We start from the raw sequence: 20,014 nt of genomic DNA, 5'->3' as shown, positions 1-20,014 counted from the left end.
GGCCCATTCCGTTCATCGATCCACAGCCTAATAGCAGGCTGCGGCCGGTGTGACCAGGACAGGACCCGGGGAGGGGCGAGCGATGCCGGCACGGTGCTCACCGCTTCGGCGGCAGGGGAAGGAAGTAACTGGTTCGCTGCTGGTATTCGGGGTAGCCCGCGCGCTGCGACATCGACTTCTCGAGCAGCCTCGCTCCCGTCGCGAACACCAGGAAATACGTCATGACCACGGGGGACAGCACGGTGACGGCGCCGGGCCACACGCTCGCCGCGATCAGCCACAGCCCCCACCAGACGCAGGAGTCGCCGAAGTAGTTCGGGTGCCGCGTCCATGCCCACAGGCCGACGTCCATGATCTCGCCCTTGTGGGACGGGTCGGCCTTGAACGTCTTCAACTGGTGGTCGCCGACCGATTCGAACACGACGCCGATCACCCACAGGAGGACACCGAGCACCACCGCCACCGCGCCGACTCCGGTCGCGGGACCGAGCACGGCCGACACCTGCAGCGGCAGCGAGACGAACCACTGCGCGAGTCCCTGGGTGAGGAAGATCTTCCTGACGACGACGCCCGGCGAGTCGCCGCCGGCCCGGTCGAGCATCTCCTCGTACCGCGGGTCCTCGCCCTTGCCCGCGGACTTGGTGTACATGTGCCAGGTCAGCCGCAGACCCCACACCGCGACGAGCACGAACATCAGCCACCGGCGGAGCGCGTCGCCGTCGCCGAGGACGGCGGCCACGAACGCCACCAGCACGAAGCCGAGGCCCCACGTCACGTCGACGACGTTGTAGCGTCCGATCCGGCGGCCGACGAGGAACGTCGCGGCCTGCAGGACGGCGAGCACGAGCAGGCTCGCCGCGGTGACGGCGCCGAAATCCGACCAATCGAAGCCGTTCATCGGAGCACGCCGGAACCTGTGGCATCGACCCGGACCGCCGGCATCAGCGACTGGCCCGCCGCGGTCGGCTTCACGGCCAGGATCTGATCGACGCCCATGCGGCCCTGCGCGAAGCTCATCCCGCCGCCGACGAGGTACAGCCGCCACACCCGGGCCATCTCCAGCCCGACCGTCGCGACGACGTCGTCCCAGCGGGACTCGAACTGCTCCAGCCACGCGTCGACGGTCCAGACGTAGTGCTCGCGAAGACCATGCACGTCGCGCACCTCGAGCCCGGCTCGTTCGAGGTACGCGACGCTCTCGCCGACCGGACGCATGGTCATGTCGGGAGCTATGAACGACTCGATGAACGGGCCGCCGCCGGGATGGCGTCCGGTGCGCGACATCTGCTGGATCAGCACCCGCGCACCGGGCTTCGCGTTGTCGTAGAGGGCCTGCGCGTACCGGGCGTAGTTCTTCTCGCCCACGTGCTCACCCATTTCGAGGGAGGCGACGGCGTCGAACGGCCCGTCGGGGACCTCCCGGTAGTCCTGCAGCCGGATCTCGGCGCGGTCCTGCAACCCGCGTTCGGCGATCCGCTCGTCGATGAAGGCCTTCTGCTCCCGGGAGATCGTGACCCCGACGACCCGGGCGCCGTACGCGGATGCGGCGTGCAGGCTCAGCGATCCCCAGCCGCAGCCGACGTCGAGCAACCGCATGCCGGGTTCGAGTCCGATCTTGCGGCACACCAGGTCCAGCTTGTCCCGCTGCGCGTCCTCGAGCCGGTAGTCCGGATCCTGTGGCGCGCCCGGCGCATTCCGGGTGAAGTACGCGCAGGAGTAGGCCATCTGCGGGTCCAGGATCAGCGAGTAGAAATCGTTGGAGAGGTCGTAGTGGTGGCTGATGGCGGCGCGGTCGCGGAGCACGCTGTGCAGCCGGCCGCGGATGTTCGCCTGCGTGGCGGGTGCGGGGAGGGGGCCGCCCACGACGCCCAGTTTCGCGGCGACGCGCAGCACCTTCGCGATGGTCGACGGGCTCGGCCGCACTCCGCTCAGCCCACGCTCGCGGGCCACCGCCCACACGTGTGCCAGGGCCTCACCCAGGTCGCCCTCGACGTCGATCTCACCGGTCACGTAGGCCTGCGCCGCCCCGAGTTCACCCGGGCTCCACAGCAATCGGCGCAGGGCGTCGGGACTGCGCAGCACCACCTTCGGCGCCGTCGCCGGGCCGGCGGTGCTGCCGTCCCACGCGGTCAGGTGCACGGGCAATTCGCCGCGGACGAGCGGACGCAACGCCTTGTCGAGTTCGGCGGCAACGGTCACGGTCGTGCTCCCGTCTTGTCGAGGACGAGCTGCTGGACGTCGATGTAGCCGGAGCGGAACCCGGCCTCCGAGTAGCAGAGGTAGAAATGCCACATCCGGCGGAACGTCTCGTCGAATCCGAGTTCCTCCGCCTGCGCGCTGTGCGCGGCGAACCGCTCCTTCCACAGCCGCAGCGTCTCCGCGTAGTGCTGTCCCATGCTCAGGCGTTCCCGCACTCGCAGCCCGGTGTGTTCGGCGGTGACGGATTCGATCGCCTCGGTCGACGGGAGGAATCCGCCGGGGAAGATGTACTTGTGCACCCACGTGTAGGTGTTGCGGGTCTGCAGCATCCGGTCGTGCGGCATGGTGATCGCTTGCAGCGCAACCCTTCCGCCCGGGGCGAGGATCTTGTCGAGCACGCGGAAGTAGGTGGCCCAGTATTGGTGCCCCACCGCCTCTATCATCTCGACGGACACGATCGCGTCGTATTCGCCGTCGACGTTGCGGTAGTCGAGCAGGTCGATCTGCACGGCGTCCGAGTGTCCGGCCTCGGCGACGCGGCGGCGGGCCAGGCTCTGCTGCTCGCTGGACAGCGTCACGGAGCGGACCACGGCGCCGCGTGCCGCCGCCCGGATGCACAACTCGCCCCAGCCGGTCCCGATCTCGAGCAACCGGGTACCCGCGCCGACGCCGGCCTCGTCGAGCAGCCGATCGATCTTGCGGCGCTGCGCGTCCGCGAAGTCGTCCCACTTCGGGGTGACCTGCGGGACGGGCGCCCGCAGGACGGTCACGTCCCGGACCTGCCCCACACGGGTCGGTGTCGACGAGAACAGCGCGCTCGAGTACGTCAGCGTCTCGTCGAGGAACGTCTCGAACATCTCGTTGGACAGGTCGTAGTGCCGGGAGATGTTGGAGCGGGTGTTCTGCTCGGTGTTGCGTTCCTGCGCGGGGTGTTTGGCGACATACAGTGCGCGCAACCGTTGCAGCGGGCGGGGAATGAGCGTCGTCATCCGGGAGGCGAACACGCTGAGCACCGCGGCGAGGTCCGGCGACGTCCAGTCGCCGGCCATGTAGGACTCGCCGAAACCGATCAGGCCACTCGTTCCGACCCTACGGGCGAACGCGTCGGGATTGCGGATGATCATGCGGGGCAGAATCTCCTGCTCCCTGCGCGCCCCCACCAGGGCGCCGTCGGGATACTCGATGCGGACGTCGAGGTCGGCGGCCGCGCGGCGGAACAGTCGGTCGGCGACCTTCGCCGACGCCGCGGCACGCACACCGGTCGGCACGTCGGCCAGCCCGGGCCAGATCCGGTTGTCGATCCGCGGGTCCTCGACGGTGAACTCCTCGTCGATGAACCCCTCGCCGGCCGTGTTCACGGCAGGCGACTCGTCCGTGCCGATGTCCTTGTTCCTTCTCACTGAACTGTCTCCTTCTGACGGCCGTCGGGCCGGGCCATGACGGGGAGTCCACGGGCCCACAACGTGATTCCCTGGATGCGGATACGAGCCGACACCACGAGAGGTGCCAGGGGAGTGCGTAGTTGAGTCCTCAGAACGGTTCGGCTGGTGGCCGGTTGCCGTGTCCCTCGCACCGTCGCGGTGAACGGTCCGTGCCCGTCGCGGTGGAGAACCACGTTCAGGGAGAGGGTGTCGCCGGGCTCGGGGAACCGCATGTCGTAGCGGCCGCTCACGTCGTTGAACGGTGAGACGTAGAACTGCTTGTCCACCTCGGCGCGGTCGTCGCCGTCGGGCCGGATCAGGTAGCCGTGCCGCTGACCGTACGTGTTGTGCACCTCGGCGATCACGCATCGCAGGCTGCCGTCGGCGTCGTGGCACCAGTACACACTCAGCGGGTTGAACACGTAGCCGAGCACCCGCGCGTTGACCAGGGCCGTCACCCGGCCGCCGCGGAGGTCGACTCCGTGCCCGGCGAGGAAGGCATCGACCCTGCTGCGCAGCGTGTCCGCGGCGGCGGCAGGATCCGGTTCGAAGTGGTCCTCGGCGCGGAAGCGGGCGAACGGTCCGAGCCACCGAGGGAGGCGTGGAAGGGCGTCCACGTCGACGTACCAGCTGTAGCTCGCGTACTCGAAGCTGTTGCGGACCGGTTCGGTGCGCGCGTGCCGGATCCTCGTCGAGTAGATCGCCGGCGCGGTCACGACACCGTCTCCCGTTCGTGGGGCCGGGCCGTCCGCGCATCCCACGAGCCGCCGATGCGTTCGGCGGCGCGCAGTCCCGAGAGCGCCCCGTCCTCGTGGAACCCCCAGCCGTAGTAGGCGCCGGCGAAAGCGAATGTGCCGGAACCGAGTTCGTGCAACCGCGACTGCGCCGCGACGGAATCGGGGGTGTAGACGGGATGCTCGTACGTCATCTCCGCCACGACCTTCGACGGGTCGACGAGGTGCTGCCCGCCGAGAGTGACGAGGAACCGCCGGTCGCGCACGGTGTCGAGGCGCATGAGCCGGGTCATGTCGTAGGTGACGACGACACCGGCCGCGTCGGTGCCGTCAGCGGGAGTCAGGTAGTTCCAGGAGGCCCGGGCGTGCTCGCCGCGGGGCAGCAGCGACTCATCGGTGTGCAACTGTGCGTGGTTCACCGAATACGGCATGGCGCCCAGGATCTCCGCCTCGAGATCGGAGGCGTCGCCGAGCATGGCGAGCGCCTGGCGCGGGTGCACTGCCACCACGACGGCGTCGAAGTACCGGACGTCGCCGCGGCCGTCGACGACGCACGTGCCGCCGTCCGGGGTGCGCTCCACCTGCTGCACGGGGGTGTCGAGAAGGATCTCGTCGACGTGCGCCGCCACCTTCTCGACGTAGCGGGCGGACCCGCCGGTCACCGTGCGCCAGGTGGGTGAGCCGAAGACGGTGAGCATTCCGTGGTGGTCGAGGAAGGTGAACAGGTAGCGGGCAGGGTAGTGCGCGGCCGTCGCGGGATCGCACGACCACACCGCCGCGACGAGCGGGGTCATGAAGTGCTCGACGAAGTACGGGCTGAAACCGTTGCGGCCCAGGAATTCGCCCAGCGGTTCCTGCCCGCCGGACTCTCCGGCCGGGGTGTCGAGCACGGTCCGGGCGCAGCGGTGGAACCGGAGGACCTCGCCGAGCATGCGCCAGTAACGCGGCCGGGCCAGGTTGCGTGCGGTCGGGAACAGTCCGCGCAGGCCTTTCGCACCCGCGTACTCGAGCCCGGTCACGTCGGACCGGATCGACATCGACATGTCGGAATCCTGGGTGGTGACGTCGAGTTCGGCGAACAGCCGCAGCAGGGTGGGGTAAGTGCGGTCGTTGTGCACGATGAAGCCGGTGTCGACATCCACCTCCACACCCGTGTCGAGCGTCAGGTGGTGGGTGTGGGCGTGGCCGCCGAGACGGGCGTCGGACTCGTAGAGGGTGACGCGGTCGTGGCGGGACAGAACGTAGGCGGCGGTCAACCCCGCGACGCCGCTGCCGATCACGGCGACGTTCCTGCGTTCCAGCTTCTCCGAATCATGCATGGCGACCTGCTTTCCGGTCTGTCGGTGCGGCGACGACACCTTCTGCGGCGAACGCGTCGAGAACGAAATCGGCGGTGATGCGGTGCCACCACCACGGCCGCGTGAGCATGAAGTGGCCGGCTCCGGAGAGCGGATGCCAGGAGGCGTTCACGCCGCGCGCCAGTGCCTGTTCGGTCTGGACCCGGGAGGCGACGGGGTCCGTCCAGCGGTCGGCGGTTCCGTGCGCGACCATCAGGCTGCGGTCGGCGGGCACCCGGTCGCCGTCGGATTCGGGCCACCAGGGTGCGAGGGCCGCGATCGCCCGCACGTTGTCGAGGCCGGCGAGGTGCGCGGCGACGCGGCCGCCCATCGAATGCCCGACGACGGCGACGGGGACGTCCCCGAACCGCAGTCGGGCCCGCTCGAGGGCCATCCGGGCGTCGTGCACCGGGCTGGCCTCGGGGGCGTTCCATCCGCGGACCCGGTACTGCAGTCGCTGCACGGCGATGCCGTGGGGTTCGAGCGTCGACCTCAGGGACCGGGCCAACCAGATCATGCGCAGGTTCGACAGGTGCCAGCAGCGCGACGGGTCCTGACTGCGTGGTTTGCCGCCGGGCAGCACGAGCACGTACGCCGGGGCGGTGGGTGAGCCTCTGTCCATATCAATTATTCGGAGCTGACTTTGGATCGGATGGGCGGACCCCGGCACCCGCACGTGAGTGGGAAAGCGTGCCGGACCACGCTTTCCCACTCACATGGGGGGCTACTGGGGCATCAGGACGGAGTCGACCAGGTACACCGTGGCGTTGGCGGTCTGGACGCCGCCGCAGATGACGCCTGCGTCGTTGACCTTCAGGTCGTCACCCGAACCGGTGACGGTGACCGTGCCGCCCTCGACCGTGGTGTGCTCGCCGGCGATGTCACTCGGCGCGATCTGGCCGGGGACCACGTGGTACGTCAGGACCTTGGTGAGCAGGGCCGGGTCGGTCTTGAGGGTCTCGATCGTGGCCGGGTCGACTTTCGCGAACGCGGCATCCACCGGCGCGAAGACCGTGAACTGCCCGCTGTTCAGCGTGTCGACGAGGTTGACCTGCGGGTTGAGCTGACCGGACACCGCGGCGGTGAGGGTGGTGAGCATGGGGTTGTTGGACGCGGCCGTCGCAACCGGATCCTGCGCCATGCCGCTGACCGAACCGGCACCGTCCGGCACCGTCTTCGCGTACTCGGCGCAGCCCGGACCGACCAGGTTGGCGGCAGGATCGGCCATCGCGGACGAGCTCATCGAACCGGACGACATCGACTCGGACGTCATCGCCTCCGAAGCGGAGCCGCTGCTGGACGAGCCGCTGTCGTCCGACGAACACGCCGCGCCCAGGAGGACCAGGGACGTGCTCGCGGCGACTGCCAGGACTCGCGTGGTGATCTTCATCAGAAATTGCCTCTCTCCGGTGTGGGTGCGGGGGAGCACCATCGACAGGCATTCGGAGCAGTCTCCGAAGCGGATGGGTCGAAGGTTTTCCGCGGATCGACCCATCCGATCCCGAGGGGGCGCCGAATGCCCTGAAAGGGCACGAATGCGAAAGGGCAGAGATGACATTTTCTAAGGCACGTGGATTCGCCGCAGGACTGTTGACGGCCGCATCGGCCGCGGTGCTGGTAGCCACGCCGGCACAGGCGCAGCCCGGTGCGCTCGCACCCGTTCCGTCCCTCGACGTCCAGAGGTACCTGGGCACGTGGTATCAGTTGGCCGCTGTGCCGCAGCCGTTCAACCTCGACTGCGCGCGGGACACGAGGGCGACGTACGGACTGCTCGACCCGTCGAACGTCAGCGTCGCCAACGCGTGCACCACGTGGGCGGGTGGGGCGAACGGAATCGAGGGCAACGCGCGCGTCAACGATCCGGTCACCAATGCGCAGCTCCACGTGAGTTTCCCGGACGTGCCGTTCCAGAATGCGGCGGACGGCCCGACCAATTATGTGGTCACGTACATCGCCGACGACTATTCGTGGGCGCTGGTCGGTGACCCGGCGCGGGTGTCGGGTTTCGTGCTCTCCCGCACCCCGGCGGTCGACGACGCGGGGTGGAAACAGATCCGGCAGGTGGTGGAATCGCGTGGCTACAATTCGTGCCTGTTGCTGACGTCCCCGACCACCGGTGGCAGAGAGGGGATTCAGCCGCTCTGCACGGTCTGACGGGCTGCCGACCCGGTGATGTTCTCCATCATGCCTTTGAAGATGATTCCGTGGAACGGCAGGATCGAGTACCAGTACAGCCGCCCGGCCAGACCCTTCGGAAAGAAGATTGCGCGCTGATCGAGACGGGACCGGTCGGGATCCACACTGTGGACGGTCCATTCGAGCCACGCCCCGCCCGGTGCCCGCATCTCGGCGCGCAGCCGGAGCAGGGACCCCCGGTCGATGCGTTCGACCCGCCAGAAATCCAGGGGGTCACCGGTGTTGAGCTGCTTGGGGTTCCGGCGTCCACGCGTGAGCCCGACGCCGCCGACGACGCGGTCGAGCCAGCCGCGAACGGACCACGCGAGGGGGAACGAGTACCAGCCGTTCTCACCGCCAATGCTCTCGACGACGGTCCACAGCGTTGCGGCGTCGGCGTCGCAGTCCTTGGTGCGTTCGTCGGTGTAGACGACCTCGCCGGCCCAGTCGGGGTCGGACGGTAGCGGATCGGAGGGGGCGCCGACCGGGGACGCACTGGCCCACGTCGTCTCGACCTCGCCGTTGTCGATGCGCCGCAACGCCAGTCGGACGGCGTCCCGGTAGGTGGTCAGGCCCGCCTTCGGCGGCGGGATCACGTCGTCGATGTCGTGCTCGCCTGCGACGGCGTCGTTGTGGAGCGATTCGATCAGTGCCCGCCCGAGTGAGCGCGGGATCGGGGTGACCAGCCCGATCCACAGGCCTGCGAGTTTCGGGGTCAGCACCGGGAGGACGAGGATGCGACGCTGCCGCAGACCGGCGACCTCGGCGTACGTCTGCATCATCTCGCCGTAACGGAGGACGTCGGGACCACCGATGTCGAACGTCCGACTATGCGGCAACGGTGCGTCGGCCGCGGCGACGAGATAGTGCAGCACGTCGCGGACGGCGATCGGCTGGATCTTGTTGTTCACCCACCGCGGCGTCGTCATCACGGGGAGTCGATTGGTCAGGTGGCGGATCATCTCGAACGACGCCGAACCGGAGCCGATGACCACCCCGGCCTGCAGAACCATTGTGGGGACACCGGAGTCGACGAGGATCCGTCCCACTTGGGTGCGGGAGCGCAGGTGCGGCGAGAGATCCGCCGAATCGGGATGCAGTCCGCCGAGGTAGACGATCCGGCCGACACCGGCCTTGCGGGCCGCCTCGGCGACGTTCTCCGCGCTGATGCGTTCGGCCTTCTCGAACTCGTCCGACCCGCCCATCGAGTGCACGAGGTAGTAGACGACGTCCATGTCCGCGAAAGCGGCAGAAAGGGATTCGGGGTCACTCAGATCGCCGCGGGCGATGTCGACGTCGGACGCCCACGGAACGTCGGTCAGTTTCTCCGGTGAACGCACCAGCACCCGCACTCGGTGGCCGGCTTCCGCGAGCCGGGGAGCGAGGCGTCCGCCGATGTATCCGGTGGCGCCGGTGACCAGTACACGTAACTGCGTCATTCCCACACGCTACCCGTCGTTGTCACCGCCGCGCGGCCTGTCGCGACTATGGTCGGGTCATGGGCATCGTGCATTCGAGCGTGGTCGAGGCCTCGCGGGACGAGTTGTTCGCATGGCACACGAGGGCCGGGGCGTTCACCCGGCTCTCGCCGCCGTGGCAGCCGCTCAGTCTCGCGAAGGAATCCGAGTCTCTGGAATCGGGTCGTGCCGAATTGCGCATGCCCGGCGGCCTGACGTGGGTCGCGCAGCACGACGCAAAGGAATACGACCCTCCGCACCGGTTCGTCGACTATTCGGCCGCCCTGCCGCTGCGACTGCTGGTGCCGTGGCGGCACACGCACACGTTCGACGTCGTGTCCGAGGGCCGGACCCGGGTCACCGACCGGGTCGACACCATCGTGCCCGGTCAGTTCCTCCGGTCGACGTTCGTCTACCGGCACCGCCAACTCGCCGACGACCTGGCCCGGCACCACTGGGCGTCCACGCTCCTGCCCGGTCCCCTCACGATCGCGGTGACGGGGAGTTCGGGGCTCGTCGGCTCCGCCCTGACCGCGTTCCTGAGCACGGGCGGGCACCGCGTGATCCGTCTCGTGCGCCGCGCCCCCAGCACACGAGACGAGCGGCGCTGGAACCCGGATGCGCCGGCCGCGGATCTGCTCGACGGCGTCGACGCGGTGATCCACTTGGCAGGCGCGTCCATCGCGGGGCGGTTCACCGACGGTCATCGCCGGGCGATCAGGGACAGCCGGATCGAACCCACGCGGCGGCTCGCGGAGGTGGCGGCCGCGTCCGGGCAGGGGCCGAAGACGTTCGTCAGTGCGTCGGCGATCGGGTACTACGGGCCCGACCGCGGCGACGAGGTGCTGCACGAGCAGGATCCGCGGGGCGACGGCTTCCTCGCCGACGTCGTCGCGGACTGGGAGGACGCAGCGAAGCCGGCAGCGGACGCCGGACTGCGGGTGGTGCACGTCCGCACGGGGATCGTCCAGTCCCCGAGCGGCGGCGTGCTGCGCCTGCAGCGGCCGCTGTTCGAGGTCGGACTCGGAGGTCGCCTGGGCGCCGGAACGCAGTGGTTGTCGTGGATCGACATCGACGATCTGATCGACGTCTACCACCGTGCCGTCGTGGATTCGGGGTTGAGCGGCCCGGTGAACGCGGTGGCGCCGAATCCTGTTCGCAACGAGGAGTACACCGCCGTCCTGGCGTCGGTGCTGCATCGCCCGGCATTCCTTCCGGTGCCCGATTTCGGTCCGAAACTGCTGCTCGGGGAGCAGGGTGCGCGGGAACTCGCGCTGGCCGATCAGCGGGTCACCCCCGGCAAACTCCAGGGCCGCGGCCACCGGTTCCGGCGTCCCGACCTCGACACGGCGCTGCGCCACCAACTCGGCCGGTTCAAGTCCGAGGAGGGGTGACGCGTCCGGCGTCGTACGCCGCCACAACCCGCTTCGGGGCGGTGAGACGCCACGCCTCCTCGACGAGTTCGGCCAGTTCTTCGGAGTCGACGCGGTCGAGGACGACGTCGATCCAGCCCCACCGGCCGAAGAACGGTGCGACCAGGAACACGTCGGGATCCTCCTGCAGCAGCGCGGCCTGCGTCTCCTTCGTCGCCTTGAGGCAGACGGTGGGGGCGCCGTACCCGACGAGGCCGAACATCTTCTTGCGCACCCGGAATGTCGGTTGGTCGCCCCAGTTCGCGATCACCACCTCGTGCGCCTCCGGCAATGCCAGCATCATCGCGCGAACGTCGTGTTCGGTGGGCATCACGGCTCCTGGTCCGGCGGTCGGGGGTTCGCAGACCTTTATAGTCCCGATCACCGACAGCCCGGACCCGCGGCACGCTCAGACGAAGGCGAACTCGTCCCCGGCGTGGAACTTGGCGAGCGACTCGGAGACCGACCGCCGCGACGGCGGGTGGAACGCGAACGCGTGGACGGCGGCGGTGAGGTACCCGATGTCGGAGGACTTGATGAACGCGATCCCGCCGAGCGATTCGACGGCCGCCGAGGACGCGCGGACCAGTGCGTCGCGAATCGCGATGCGCGAGAAAAGGAGACGCACCGAGATGTCCTGTCCGCGTTCGCCCTCGTCCACCGCGCGGGCGATGTTCTCGACGGCGCCCATGGCGTTCTCGATGTCGGCGGCGGCGCGCACGTACCCCTCGTAGTCGTCCTTGCCTGCCGCCAGTAGTCGTTCGAGCAGCGCGCTCGCCGCACCCAGGTAGTTCGCGGTGACGAGCATCCCGAACCACAGGTATCCGGTCATCTCGTGTTGCCCGTCCGGGTCGTCGGCGCCGTTGAGCAGGACGAGGTCGGCCGGTATCTCGACGTTTTCGAGGTGTACCTCGTCGCTTTCGGCACCGGCGAGGATCCAGCTCTCCCAGAACGGCCGCACCGTGATCCCCGGTGTGGTGGCCGGGATCAGCGCGATCGCCCTCTCACCGGTGTCGACCTCGACGCTCGCGGTGAGCAGGTCCATCGACGCCGACAGGCTGCACGGCTTCTTGCTGCCGTTGACGATGTAGCTCGAGCCCTTCTTCCTGGCGGTCATGGTGGGTATGAACACGCTGCCACCGGTGACGCCCTCGGAGAAGCCGGAGGCGACGACGGCGCGTTGTTCGACGAGGCTCTTGATCAGCGCGCGGTCGTCGTCCGTGGCCTCCTGCGCGAACTCGTTGAGGGTGGCGAGCGACAGATGATGCATCGTGGTGGCGGCGCCGAGCGAGGGCGACCTGCTGCCGATGGCGCGCTGGACGCGCACGGACTCCAGCGCGGAGGCGCCCAGCCCACCGGACTCCTTCGGGATGGTCAGCGCGGTACCGCCTGCTTCCCGGAAACGCCCGATCGCCCCGCTGTCTCTGCCCTCCAGGGTGAGCAGTGGCGTCTCGTCCAGGTAGGCGGCGAGGTCGGGCAGGTAGGACTGCAGCGCTGCGTGTTCGCGGGCCATCAATGCGGTCATGACACTCCTCGAATGTATTCGCGGACATTTCGGATTTCCCGAAACATCGATGGAACAGGGATATCCATAGGGACATTCGGAGCGAGGTGCAGTTGCGGTTTGGTCGACGCCACCAAACCGCATCGGCCACCGCTCCGAATCAACGGAGTAATCCCGATCATGCACACGGCGAGGAGTTGGTATCGATGCCTGTGAACAGGTTGATCAAGAGGTTGGGTGGCGACGACCGGGTGGATCTACTCCGGGCAGTTCGCGAGTCCGACGTGAGTCCGTACTTCCGGGTGATGGAGTCCGCCACCGCGCCCGTCGTCCAGGTGGAAGGCGCCGACCGGATCATGCTCGGTTCCAACAACTATCTCGGTCTCGCCGATCATCCCGCCATCCGTCGGGGAGCGCAGGACGCCCTCGACACGTTCGGCGGCGCGATCACCGGAAGCCGGCTGCTGAACGGCACCATGGACCTGCACCTCGACCTCGAGTCGGAGATCGCCGAATGGCACGGCACCGAGGACGCGATGGTCTTCACCACCGGCTATCAAACGAATCTGGGCACCATCAGTGCCGTCGTCGGGAAGGGCGACGTCGTCGCCGTCGACGCCGCCGCCCACGCGTCGATCCGGGACGGCTGTGCTCTGTCCGGCGCGACGATCCGCAAGTTCCGTCACAACGACGTCGCCGACCTGGAGAGCATCCTCGCGGACACGGCAGACGGGGACGGCGCGGTGCTGGTGATCGTCGACGGGTTGTATTCGATGGAGGGCGATCTCGCGCCACTCGGCGCCGTCTCCGCACTCTGTGACCGGTACGGTGCGGCCCTGATGGTGGACGAGGCGCACAGTCTCGGCATCTTCGGTGAGAAGAGGACCGGCGCCGCCGAACTCCTCGGTATCGACGGCGACACCGACATCCGGATGGCGTCGCTGTCCAAGAGTCCCAGCTCCACAGGAGGATTCATCGCGGGGTCCCACGATCTCCTCGACTCGCTGCGGGTGAATGCCCGTGCTTTCCTGTTCACGACGTCCGGTGTTCCCGCCGCGGTGGGAGCGTCCCTCGCCGCGGTGCGACTGATCCGCAGCGAGGAGGGGGAACAACGCGCACGACGCGCACTGGACAACGCCGCCGTCCTGCGGTCCGGTCTGGCGGACAACGGACTCGACGTGGGTGCGCTGTCGCCGCTGCCCGGCGGCGGTGAGACGGTGACGCCCATCGTGTCCGTCCACGTCGGCGACGACCTCGAGGCGATGAACCTCTGGCGGACCCTGTTCGACAAGGGTGTGTTCACCAGTGCCGCACTCTATCCCGCCGTTCCGCGGTCGGGTGCGATGCTCCGGCTGTGCGTCATGGCCACCCACACCGACGCCCAGTTGCGGCGAGCGGTGGACGTGATCTCCGAGACCGTCACGGAAGCCGCGGCCTGATGAAGGTGGCGGTCACCGGGGCGACGAGCGATTTCGGCGCCGCGATCCTGCCCGTGCTGCTGGACGATCCGGAGATCGACACGGTGATCGGGCTCGGCAGGCGGGAGCTGACGATCGAACATCCGAAACTCGAGTTCGTCCGGATGGATATCCGCGACCCGGGTATCGAGGACGTGTTCCGCGGCTGCGAGGCCGTCGTGCACCTGGCGTTCGTGGTGGAGGAGATCCGGGACAAGGCGGTCACCCACGACATCAACCTGAGGGGTTCGCGCAACGTCGTCGACTCCGCCTACCGGGCCGGAGTGCTCCGCGTCGTGATCGCGTCGAGCATCAACGCGTACGGACCGGAACTGCGCCCGAAGCCGGTGACCGAAGACGTCTATCCCGCAGGGGATCCCGACCGGTACTACTTCCACGACAAGGCGGAGGTCGAGCACTACGCCGAGTGGTGGCTGCGCCGCCATCCGGGGGAGATGGCGATCTCGATGCTGCGCCCCACCTACATCATCGGACCCGACTTCTCCAACGACGGCATCGACCAGCTCACCGGTCCGGTCGGCGCGTTCCCACACGCCGACGAAGCGGCATATCAGTTTCTGCACCAGCGGGACATGGCCGACGCGTTCCATCGCGCGGTGAAGCAGGACCTGGTGGGACCGTTCAACCTCGGCCCGAAGGACTGGGTGGGGGTCCGCGAACTCGCGGCAATGCAGGGACAGTGGATGTTCGACGTGCCCGAGCGACCGGCGGTCGTGGCCGCAAATGTCCTGTTCCGGCTCGGCCTCACCGCGTTCTCCGGTCAGTGGGTGACCGCGGGCGAGACCGTCGTCGATTCGACGCGGCTCACCGAGGCGACGGGCTGGACGCCCTCGCTGACGGCCCGGGAGGCGGCGGCCGTCATGATCCTGCTGCAGGGGAAACCGTTGGTGCGCAGAGAGGACGCCCTGGAACGCCGCGTCGCCTGCGAGGCCGCGCTCGAGCCGGCCTCCGAATTCGTCGGCGTCGACGGCCGCGGGCTCGAACACGTCCAGATTCCCGCGGCGACCGGAGCCGTGCACGCCGAGGTCCACTCCGCACGGTCGGGCGGTGCCACTGTGGAGTCGGGCGGCGCAGCCACCGTCGTACTGCCCGCGCCGCCCGGACTCCACGCGCGGTACCTCACGCCGCTCGCCGTGGAGTTGGCGGAGAACGGCGTGAACGTCGTCGTCGCGGACCTCCCCGGGCACGGGTTGAGCACCGGCAAACGCGGTCTTGCGACTGCGGCCGGGGTGCACGACGCCCTGGCGGTCGCGCTCGGGTACGCGCGGATCCGGTTCGGCGGCACTGCGCACGTGGTCCGGGTGGGCGACGAGCCCCCCTCGGTGTCGAGGCCGGGACGGTGGCGGTCGTGGGTCGCCCGGTCGCGGACCCGGGCGGTCGTCAACCCGGCCGACGGACTGCTCCCGCGCAAACTGGATTACCAGGGTGGGCTCGAGCACCTCCCGCACGCATACTCCGCCCGCGACGTCACCTCGGTCGTCCACTCCGATCGGGTCGACTCGTAGAGTGACCCCTGAATACGCGGACGCCGTGAACAGGAGTGAACCCATGACCAGTGAAGAAACCGGCAAGCGGAGCCCGGCCGTCGAGGCGGGTCTGACGGTGCGGCGTGAGGTGATGGGTCCCGACTTCGTCGAGCGGGCGCTCACCCGGACCGCGGGGACCGACAGCGAGCAGTTGCAGGAATTCGTCACCGAGCACGTCTGGGACGCCGTGTGGAATCGGCCCGGGCTGGACCGTCGGAGCCGCAGCCTCCTCAACCTCGGCATGCTCATCGCGCTGCGGGCGCACGGTGAGCTGAAGGGGCACGTCCGGGGTGCACTGCGTAACGGTCTGACCCGCACCGAGATCGTCGAGGCGGTGATCCACGCGAGCGCCTACTGCGGAGCCCCCGCCGGCCTGTCGGCGATGGCCGTGGTGCAGGAGGCGCTCGACGCGGAACTGGGACCGCTCGAATCCCAGGACTGACGACCCGGCTCAGCCCGTCACGCCGGTGATCTCGTTCGGGGTCTCCGGCAGGTCGGCCTGCCCGGACACGGCCCACGTGTCGAGGTCGATCGTGTGGATCTTCTTGTTCGCGGGATCGGTCACGTAGGCCGTGTGGTCCTGCACGTACAGCGCGGGACGCGGCGACTGCCACCGGTCCGGCTCGGTCCACGGATCGAGGACGTCGACGGTGCGGCTCACGGTCTTGGTGTTCGGGTCGATCACGTGCAGGGCGCCGTCGGTGCCGAGGACGAGGGCCTCACCGTGTGGGGCGCGTCCGAGCGACCGGAACGTGTAGCTGGTGCCCAGGTCGACGAGGGTGAGCTGTCCCGTGGCGGTGTCGGTGAGGGAGACCCGTTCGGGGCGTTCGAGTTCGGCGTCGGGGTCGGTCTTGTAGTCGCCCAGCAGGATCGGGGAGTTCTCGTCGCCGGCCTGGTTGCCGATGCGACCGTAGGGGTCGGGGCTCGTCACCTTGGTGATGACGCCGTCCCGGTAGATCAGCAGGCCGTTCTGGCATCCCACGACCACCGTCTCGTCGGCGGCGACGGCCTCCCCGTGCACGCCGGGGCAGTCCTCGTTGCGCGCGATCTCCTTGCGGTCGCGGTCGAGGACGACGATGCCGGTGCGCTCGTCCTCGTTGCCCACGGTGGTGAGCAGGCTGCCGTCCGAGAGTTCCACGGCCACACCGTGATGCGCTTCCGGGGTCGTGAACTCGGTGGTGTCCGGGGCGCCCTGGGAGAGTGCGGCCGGGTCGAACACGCGCACCAGTCCGGTGCCGTCGTCGAACAGCACGGTCTTGCCGTCGTGCCGGACCACGTGCCCGGGCGTCTTCGCCTCGAACGCGACATCGGTGAGTGCGGGTGCGGCGGCGTAGTGGCTGCCGCCGTCGGTCCAGGTTCCGGTGTCGAGGGCGGTGAAACTGTTGCCGGTGCTGATCAGCACGTGCCGGTCGTCGCCGGCGGGGTTGAGCCGGGTGAAGCCGTCCACCTCGGCCGAACCGACCACGTCGAGGCTCTGCGCGTCGAGGACGAGCACCCCGCCGTCGTAGCTCAGTGCCAGTCGCGGCGTGGCCGAATCGGTGGTGGACGCTTCGGCCGTGCCGGAGTCGGTGGAGCAGGACGTGAGAAGTGCCGCCGAGAGTGCCACGGCGGCAACGGTGGTGGGTCGGGGTCTACGCATAGGGGTCACCCATGAGAAGTAACCCGTTTTGCAAACGGTTGTCAAAGTCGTAAGTGTGCATGTGGCGATGCATCGACTACGACAACCCCTGCGCGATCGCCAGGGAATTGGAATCCATCATCTCGATGTACGTGCCGGCCCCCGAGCCGGGTTCACCCAGTGATTCCGTGAACAGCGAGACGACGTCCACCGGAAGGCGTGCTTCCGACGCCAGCACCTGTGCGAGTCGATCGGGCTGGGAGGAGTCGACGAAGATCGCGGGCACCCTCGCCGCCGTGACGGTCGCGGCCAGGTCCGACAGGTCCGACGCGCTGGGCGACGCCAGGGTGGTCCCGCTGGGAATCACCGCCCCGATCGTGTCGAAGCCGAAACGCTGTGCCAGATAGCCGAACACGTGATGGTTGGTCACCAGTTTGCGTCGATCGGGCGGGACGGTAGCGAACCTGTCGGTCATGCGGGCGGTGAGTTCCGCGAGTTCCCGGGCGTAGCCGTCCGCGTTCGTGCGGACGGCATTCGCGTCGATGTCCGGCACGTGTTCGATCACCGCGTCGCGGATCAGGGCGACCGCGTCCCGCATGCGGTCCGGATCGGTCCAGACGTGCGGATCCATGGTGCCCGAGGACTTTCCGGAGCGATACTCGATCGGCCGCACCGCCTCACCGATCTGCAGGATCGGAACTCCCTCCGCGCGCGCCGTGTCGACGGTCTTGCCGATTCCCTCCTCGAGGCCGAGCCCGTTCGACACGAGGAGGTCGGCGCCTTCCACCCGCGCGGCATCCGAGGCGGAGATCTCGAACGAATGGGGATCGGCGCCTCTCGGCATCAGCACCGTCACGTCGGCCCGGTCGCCGACGACGTTCTGCACCACGTCACCCAGAATGTTCGTGGTCACCACGACGACGGGCCCGTCGGACGAGCCCGGCGTGCACGCGGTCACCGGCAGCGCCGCGAGTGCGGTCAGGAGGGCCAGCGGCAGCAGGCGCCGCATCCTCGTCACAGCCCGACCACGCCGAGGGTGGACGTCGAGACGCCGACGTCGAGGGTGCGCGCGACCCGGGCATTGTCCCGGAAGTCGATCTCGGCCACAGTCTTCGACGCGGGATCCGACACGTATGCGCGGGTGCCACCGACGACCATCACCGGTGGGGTCGCGGCCGCCTCGCTCGGGTCGTAGGGGTGTGCCAGGACGCGGGACGACGCGGTCTCCGCGCCGGACTGCGCGTCGTACACGCGGAAGGTGCCGTCGGCGAGGACGGCGAACACCGAGCGTCCGTCGCCCGCGAGCGCGACGTCCAGCGCCCGGTCCGGGGTCCGGACGTGCGCCCACGCGCGGGTGCGCGCATCGAAGACCAGCAGTCCGTCGTTGGTGGCGGCGGGCCCCGCGGTGGCGACGTGAAGCGGCAGTTCGGGGTGTCCGCGGAGCGCGGTGGGACGGGTGGCGGCGCCGATGCCCGCCGGGTACGCAACCTTCTCCGACGTCCAGTTGCCGTCGCCGGCGGTCGCGAGGAACAGTCCGTCCTCGCACGCGCCCAGCACATGCGTGTCGGATACGGCCGCGCCGTTCAGGTTCGGGCAGGCGGTGTCGAAGCGCTGCGGGACCGCACCGTCCGCGGTGTGGAGTTCGAGCGTGCCGGTCGCGGCCGAGTGCGAGACCACGAATCCGTCGTCGATCGGCAGGGCGACGCCGTGGTGCGGGGCGTCGGCCTGCACGACCGTGTCGACGTCGATGCTGTCCTTGCGGAGCGCGGCGAAGTCGATCACGCGGGCGGCACCCTCGCCGTCGAAGAACGTCGCGACCTTGTCGTCGCCCTCGATCACGCGCCCGGGGCCGTCGCCCTCGAGAACACCGAGTTCGACCGGGTCCTTGGTGTACGAGTGGGTGTGGTCACCGTGGTCGATGGTCCAGGTGCCGGCGTCCACGACGTGCACGGCGCCGCCGGTGCCGTCGACGGCGAACGCGTAGCGGTCCTTCACCGTCGTCACCTGTGCCGGGTTGTCGAACTCGAACGAACGGAGGGTCTCGCCGGTCGTGAGGTCGAGGACGTTCACGCGGCCGGAGTCGGCGTCCGACACGACGAGCCGGGGTTCGGGCCCCTCCACCTCGGTGGATCCGGCCTCGGCGGCGAGGTCGCTACCCGGCTGGCTCCGGCCGCCGGGGGAGGCCGCCTCCTCCGGTGGGGACGCGCAGGCGCCGACGGTCAGCGCGGCGACTGCGGCAATCGCTGCGCGGGCGAGGGTCGTGTTCGGCATTCGGGGCTCCATCTATCGAACGGCTATCGGGTTGGGTGACAAGGCAGGTCGGAGTCGTCGCGATGCCGACCGGATGACGCCGGCGACGAAGAATTGGAGGACTGCGAGCCCGGCGATCGTCGCGCCCGCGGCGGTGTCGGCGTTCCACGACACGATCAGTCCCGTGAGTGTCGCGGACCAGCCGAGTAGTACGGCAATGGCCATCGTGGCGCCGATCGACCTGCCGAACAGCGCCGCGGTGGCCGACGGCGCGACGAGCAGTCCGAACACGAGCAGGGTGCCGACGATGCGGAACGACGCCACCACCGCGAGGACCACCAGCGCGAGCAGGGCGAGGTGCGCCCACCGCGGCCGCAGCCCCAGGGTGTGGGCCTTGCGTTCGTCGAAGACGAGGGCGACGAACGGGCGGTACGCGATCACCGAGACGATCCCCGCGACCGCGGCCGCCGCGGCGAGCCAGGCCAGGTCGCCGACTGTCGCGGACAGGACGTCACCGAAGAGGAAGGCGGTGAGATCGACTGCGAACGATCGTGCGCGCGAGACGATCACGACGCCCAGCGCGAGCATGCCGACGAACAGCAGGCCGATCCCGGTGTCCTCGGACAGCCGCGAGTTCTTGGACACCCACGCGACGCCGAGGATCATGACGACCGCGCTTGCGGCCGCGCCGACGAGGAGATTGGCGCCCGCGAGATAGGCGACGGCCACGCCGGGCAGCATGCCGTGCGAGATGGCCTCGCTCATGAAGGCCATGCCCCGCAACACGACCCACGTGCCGACGAGTCCGCAGAGGACGGACACCAGCATGCCCGCGAACAGGGCGCGCTGGACGAAGGACACCGTCAGGGGGTCGAGTAGCCATTCCACTCTGCTAATCTAACG

19 protein-coding genes are annotated in these 20,014 nt (G+C 69.0%); 5 read left to right on the top strand and 14 right to left on the bottom strand.

Translation table 11 applies throughout. From position 1 onward, the window contains the following. Window positions 1–97: 97 nt before the first annotated feature. The 7 genes from I1A62_RS19915 to I1A62_RS19885 form a co-directional block, all read right to left on the bottom strand. Entirely contained in the window at window positions 98–898 is an 801-nt protein-coding gene (locus I1A62_RS19915) for a DUF1295 domain-containing protein (RefSeq protein ID WP_219459527.1), read from the bottom strand. Beyond that, on the bottom strand, window positions 895–2,199 hold the full coding sequence (locus tag I1A62_RS19910; RefSeq protein ID WP_219459526.1) for a cyclopropane-fatty-acyl-phospholipid synthase family protein: 1,305 nt from the start codon (window positions 2,197–2,199) through the stop codon (window positions 895–897). Before I1A62_RS19910 ends, I1A62_RS19915 begins: the two co-directional genes overlap by 4 nt. Beyond that, on the bottom strand, window positions 2,196–3,599 hold the full coding sequence (locus I1A62_RS19905) for a class I SAM-dependent methyltransferase (protein ID WP_219459525.1): 1,404 nt from the start codon (window positions 3,597–3,599) through the stop codon (window positions 2,196–2,198). The genes I1A62_RS19910 and I1A62_RS19905 overlap by 4 nt, the downstream gene beginning before the upstream one ends. Further along, on the bottom strand, window positions 3,596–4,336 hold the full coding sequence (locus tag I1A62_RS19900; RefSeq protein ID WP_218273319.1) for a DUF1365 domain-containing protein: 741 nt from the start codon (window positions 4,334–4,336) through the stop codon (window positions 3,596–3,598). Before I1A62_RS19900 ends, I1A62_RS19905 begins: the two co-directional genes overlap by 4 nt. Continuing rightward, window positions 4,333–5,673 (bottom strand): NAD(P)/FAD-dependent oxidoreductase, encoded by a 1,341-nt coding sequence (locus I1A62_RS19895; RefSeq protein WP_219459524.1) that lies wholly within the window; start codon window positions 5,671–5,673, stop codon window positions 4,333–4,335. Before I1A62_RS19895 ends, I1A62_RS19900 begins: the two co-directional genes overlap by 4 nt. Further along, a complete protein-coding gene (locus I1A62_RS19890; protein ID WP_219459523.1) occupies window positions 5,666–6,313 on the bottom strand; it encodes an alpha/beta hydrolase in 648 nt (215 codons plus the stop codon). Before I1A62_RS19890 ends, I1A62_RS19895 begins: the two co-directional genes overlap by 8 nt. Before the next feature lie 102 nt (window positions 6,314–6,415). Further along, the gene (locus I1A62_RS19885) at window positions 6,416–7,081 is read right to left on the bottom strand and encodes a fasciclin domain-containing protein (protein WP_219459522.1); all 666 of its coding nucleotides are present in this window, start codon (window positions 7,079–7,081) and stop codon (window positions 6,416–6,418) included. 161 nt (window positions 7,082–7,242) lie between these two features. On the opposite strand from I1A62_RS19885, the gene I1A62_RS19880 reads away from it, so the two are divergent. Then, a complete protein-coding gene (locus I1A62_RS19880; RefSeq protein ID WP_219459521.1) occupies window positions 7,243–7,845 on the top strand; it encodes a lipocalin family protein in 603 nt (200 codons plus the stop codon). Here the strand turns inward: I1A62_RS19880 and I1A62_RS19875 are convergent. Further along, window positions 7,824–9,305: an SDR family oxidoreductase gene (locus I1A62_RS19875; protein ID WP_219459520.1), complete on the bottom strand. Its 1,482-nt coding sequence runs from the start codon at window positions 9,303–9,305 to the stop codon at window positions 7,824–7,826. The two genes, I1A62_RS19880 and I1A62_RS19875, sit on opposite strands and share 22 nt — an antisense overlap. Before the next feature lie 59 nt (window positions 9,306–9,364). Between I1A62_RS19875 and I1A62_RS19870 the strand changes: the two genes are divergently transcribed. Further along, window positions 9,365–10,717: a TIGR01777 family oxidoreductase gene (locus tag I1A62_RS19870; RefSeq protein ID WP_219459519.1), complete on the top strand. Its 1,353-nt coding sequence runs from the start codon at window positions 9,365–9,367 to the stop codon at window positions 10,715–10,717. Here I1A62_RS19870 and I1A62_RS19865 read toward each other — a convergent pair. After that, on the bottom strand, window positions 10,698–11,066 hold the full coding sequence (locus I1A62_RS19865; protein ID WP_219459518.1) for an MmcQ/YjbR family DNA-binding protein: 369 nt from the start codon (window positions 11,064–11,066) through the stop codon (window positions 10,698–10,700). The two genes, I1A62_RS19870 and I1A62_RS19865, sit on opposite strands and share 20 nt — an antisense overlap. Before the next feature lie 78 nt (window positions 11,067–11,144). Then, the gene (locus I1A62_RS19860; RefSeq protein WP_219459517.1) at window positions 11,145–12,260 is read right to left on the bottom strand and encodes an acyl-CoA dehydrogenase family protein; all 1,116 of its coding nucleotides are present in this window, start codon (window positions 12,258–12,260) and stop codon (window positions 11,145–11,147) included. A gap of 185 nt (window positions 12,261–12,445) precedes the next feature. Here I1A62_RS19860 and I1A62_RS19855 point away from each other — a divergent pair, with 185 nt between their 5' ends. Genes I1A62_RS19855 through I1A62_RS19845 form a run of 3 tightly spaced genes read left to right on the top strand, consistent with a single transcriptional unit; the run spans window position 12,446 to window position 15,685 of the window. Then, window positions 12,446–13,678: an aminotransferase class I/II-fold pyridoxal phosphate-dependent enzyme gene (locus I1A62_RS19855; protein ID WP_219459516.1), complete on the top strand. Its 1,233-nt coding sequence runs from the start codon at window positions 12,446–12,448 to the stop codon at window positions 13,676–13,678. Beyond that, entirely contained in the window at window positions 13,678–15,222 is a 1,545-nt protein-coding gene (locus I1A62_RS19850) for an NAD-dependent epimerase/dehydratase family protein (RefSeq protein ID WP_219459515.1), read from the top strand. The genes I1A62_RS19855 and I1A62_RS19850 overlap by 1 nt, the downstream gene beginning before the upstream one ends. A gap of 43 nt (window positions 15,223–15,265) precedes the next feature. Further along, window positions 15,266–15,685, top strand: a complete 420-nt coding sequence (locus I1A62_RS19845; protein WP_124393874.1) for a carboxymuconolactone decarboxylase family protein — start codon at window positions 15,266–15,268, stop codon at window positions 15,683–15,685. Window positions 15,686–15,694: 9 nt separating this feature from the next. Here I1A62_RS19845 and aztD read toward each other — a convergent pair whose 3' ends face one another. The 4 genes from aztD to aztB form a co-directional block, all read right to left on the bottom strand. Next, window positions 15,695–16,882: a zinc metallochaperone AztD gene (gene aztD, locus I1A62_RS19840; protein ID WP_219459514.1), complete on the bottom strand. Its 1,188-nt coding sequence runs from the start codon at window positions 16,880–16,882 to the stop codon at window positions 15,695–15,697. A 76-nt stretch (window positions 16,883–16,958) separates the two neighbouring features. Then, window positions 16,959–17,870 (bottom strand): zinc ABC transporter substrate-binding protein AztC, encoded by a 912-nt coding sequence (gene aztC / locus I1A62_RS19835; protein WP_219461280.1) that lies wholly within the window; start codon window positions 17,868–17,870, stop codon window positions 16,959–16,961. 5 nt (window positions 17,871–17,875) lie between these two features. Continuing rightward, window positions 17,876–19,132, bottom strand: a complete 1,257-nt coding sequence (locus I1A62_RS19830) for an ABC transporter (protein ID WP_219459513.1) — start codon at window positions 19,130–19,132, stop codon at window positions 17,876–17,878. Between the two features lie 12 nt (window positions 19,133–19,144). Beyond that, window positions 19,145–19,999, bottom strand: a complete 855-nt coding sequence (gene aztB, locus I1A62_RS19825; RefSeq protein ID WP_219459512.1) for a zinc ABC transporter permease AztB — start codon at window positions 19,997–19,999, stop codon at window positions 19,145–19,147. Window positions 20,000–20,014: the final 15 nt, after the last annotated feature.

Source organism: Rhodococcus sp. USK10, from assembly GCF_019378875.1.
GTDB lineage: Bacteria > Actinomycetota > Actinomycetes > Mycobacteriales > Mycobacteriaceae > Rhodococcus_F > Rhodococcus_F pseudokoreensis.
Note: the sequence above shows the minus strand (reverse complement) of the source record. Positions and strands in the feature narration are given on the sequence as shown.

Coding starts and splice junctions, on each gene's coding strand:
- I1A62_RS19915 (WP_219459527.1), bottom strand. CDS start 898: ATGAACGGCTTCGATTGGTCGGATTTCGGCGCCGTCACCGCGGCGAGC.
- I1A62_RS19895 (WP_219459524.1), bottom strand. CDS start 5,673: ATGCATGATTCGGAGAAGCTGGAACGCAGGAACGTCGCCGTGATCGGC.
- I1A62_RS19890 (WP_219459523.1), bottom strand. CDS start 6,313: ATGGACAGAGGCTCACCCACCGCCCCGGCGTACGTGCTCGTGCTGCCC.
- I1A62_RS19885 (WP_219459522.1), bottom strand. CDS start 7,081: ATGAAGATCACCACGCGAGTCCTGGCAGTCGCCGCGAGCACGTCCCTG.
- I1A62_RS19880 (WP_219459521.1), top strand. CDS start 7,243: ATGACATTTTCTAAGGCACGTGGATTCGCCGCAGGACTGTTGACGGCC.
- I1A62_RS19875 (WP_219459520.1), bottom strand. CDS start 9,305: ATGACGCAGTTACGTGTACTGGTCACCGGCGCCACCGGATACATCGGC.
- I1A62_RS19870 (WP_219459519.1), top strand. CDS start 9,365: ATGGGCATCGTGCATTCGAGCGTGGTCGAGGCCTCGCGGGACGAGTTG.
- I1A62_RS19865 (WP_219459518.1), bottom strand. CDS start 11,066: ATGCCCACCGAACACGACGTTCGCGCGATGATGCTGGCATTGCCGGAG.
- I1A62_RS19860 (WP_219459517.1), bottom strand. CDS start 12,260: ATGACCGCATTGATGGCCCGCGAACACGCAGCGCTGCAGTCCTACCTG.
- I1A62_RS19855 (WP_219459516.1), top strand. CDS start 12,446: ATGCCTGTGAACAGGTTGATCAAGAGGTTGGGTGGCGACGACCGGGTG.
- I1A62_RS19850 (WP_219459515.1), top strand. CDS start 13,678: ATGAAGGTGGCGGTCACCGGGGCGACGAGCGATTTCGGCGCCGCGATC.
- I1A62_RS19845 (WP_124393874.1), top strand. CDS start 15,266: ATGACCAGTGAAGAAACCGGCAAGCGGAGCCCGGCCGTCGAGGCGGGT.
- aztD (WP_219459514.1), bottom strand. CDS start 16,882: ATGCGTAGACCCCGACCCACCACCGTTGCCGCCGTGGCACTCTCGGCG.
- aztC (WP_219461280.1), bottom strand. CDS start 17,870: ATGCGGCGCCTGCTGCCGCTGGCCCTCCTGACCGCACTCGCGGCGCTG.
- I1A62_RS19830 (WP_219459513.1), bottom strand. CDS start 19,132: ATGCCGAACACGACCCTCGCCCGCGCAGCGATTGCCGCAGTCGCCGCG.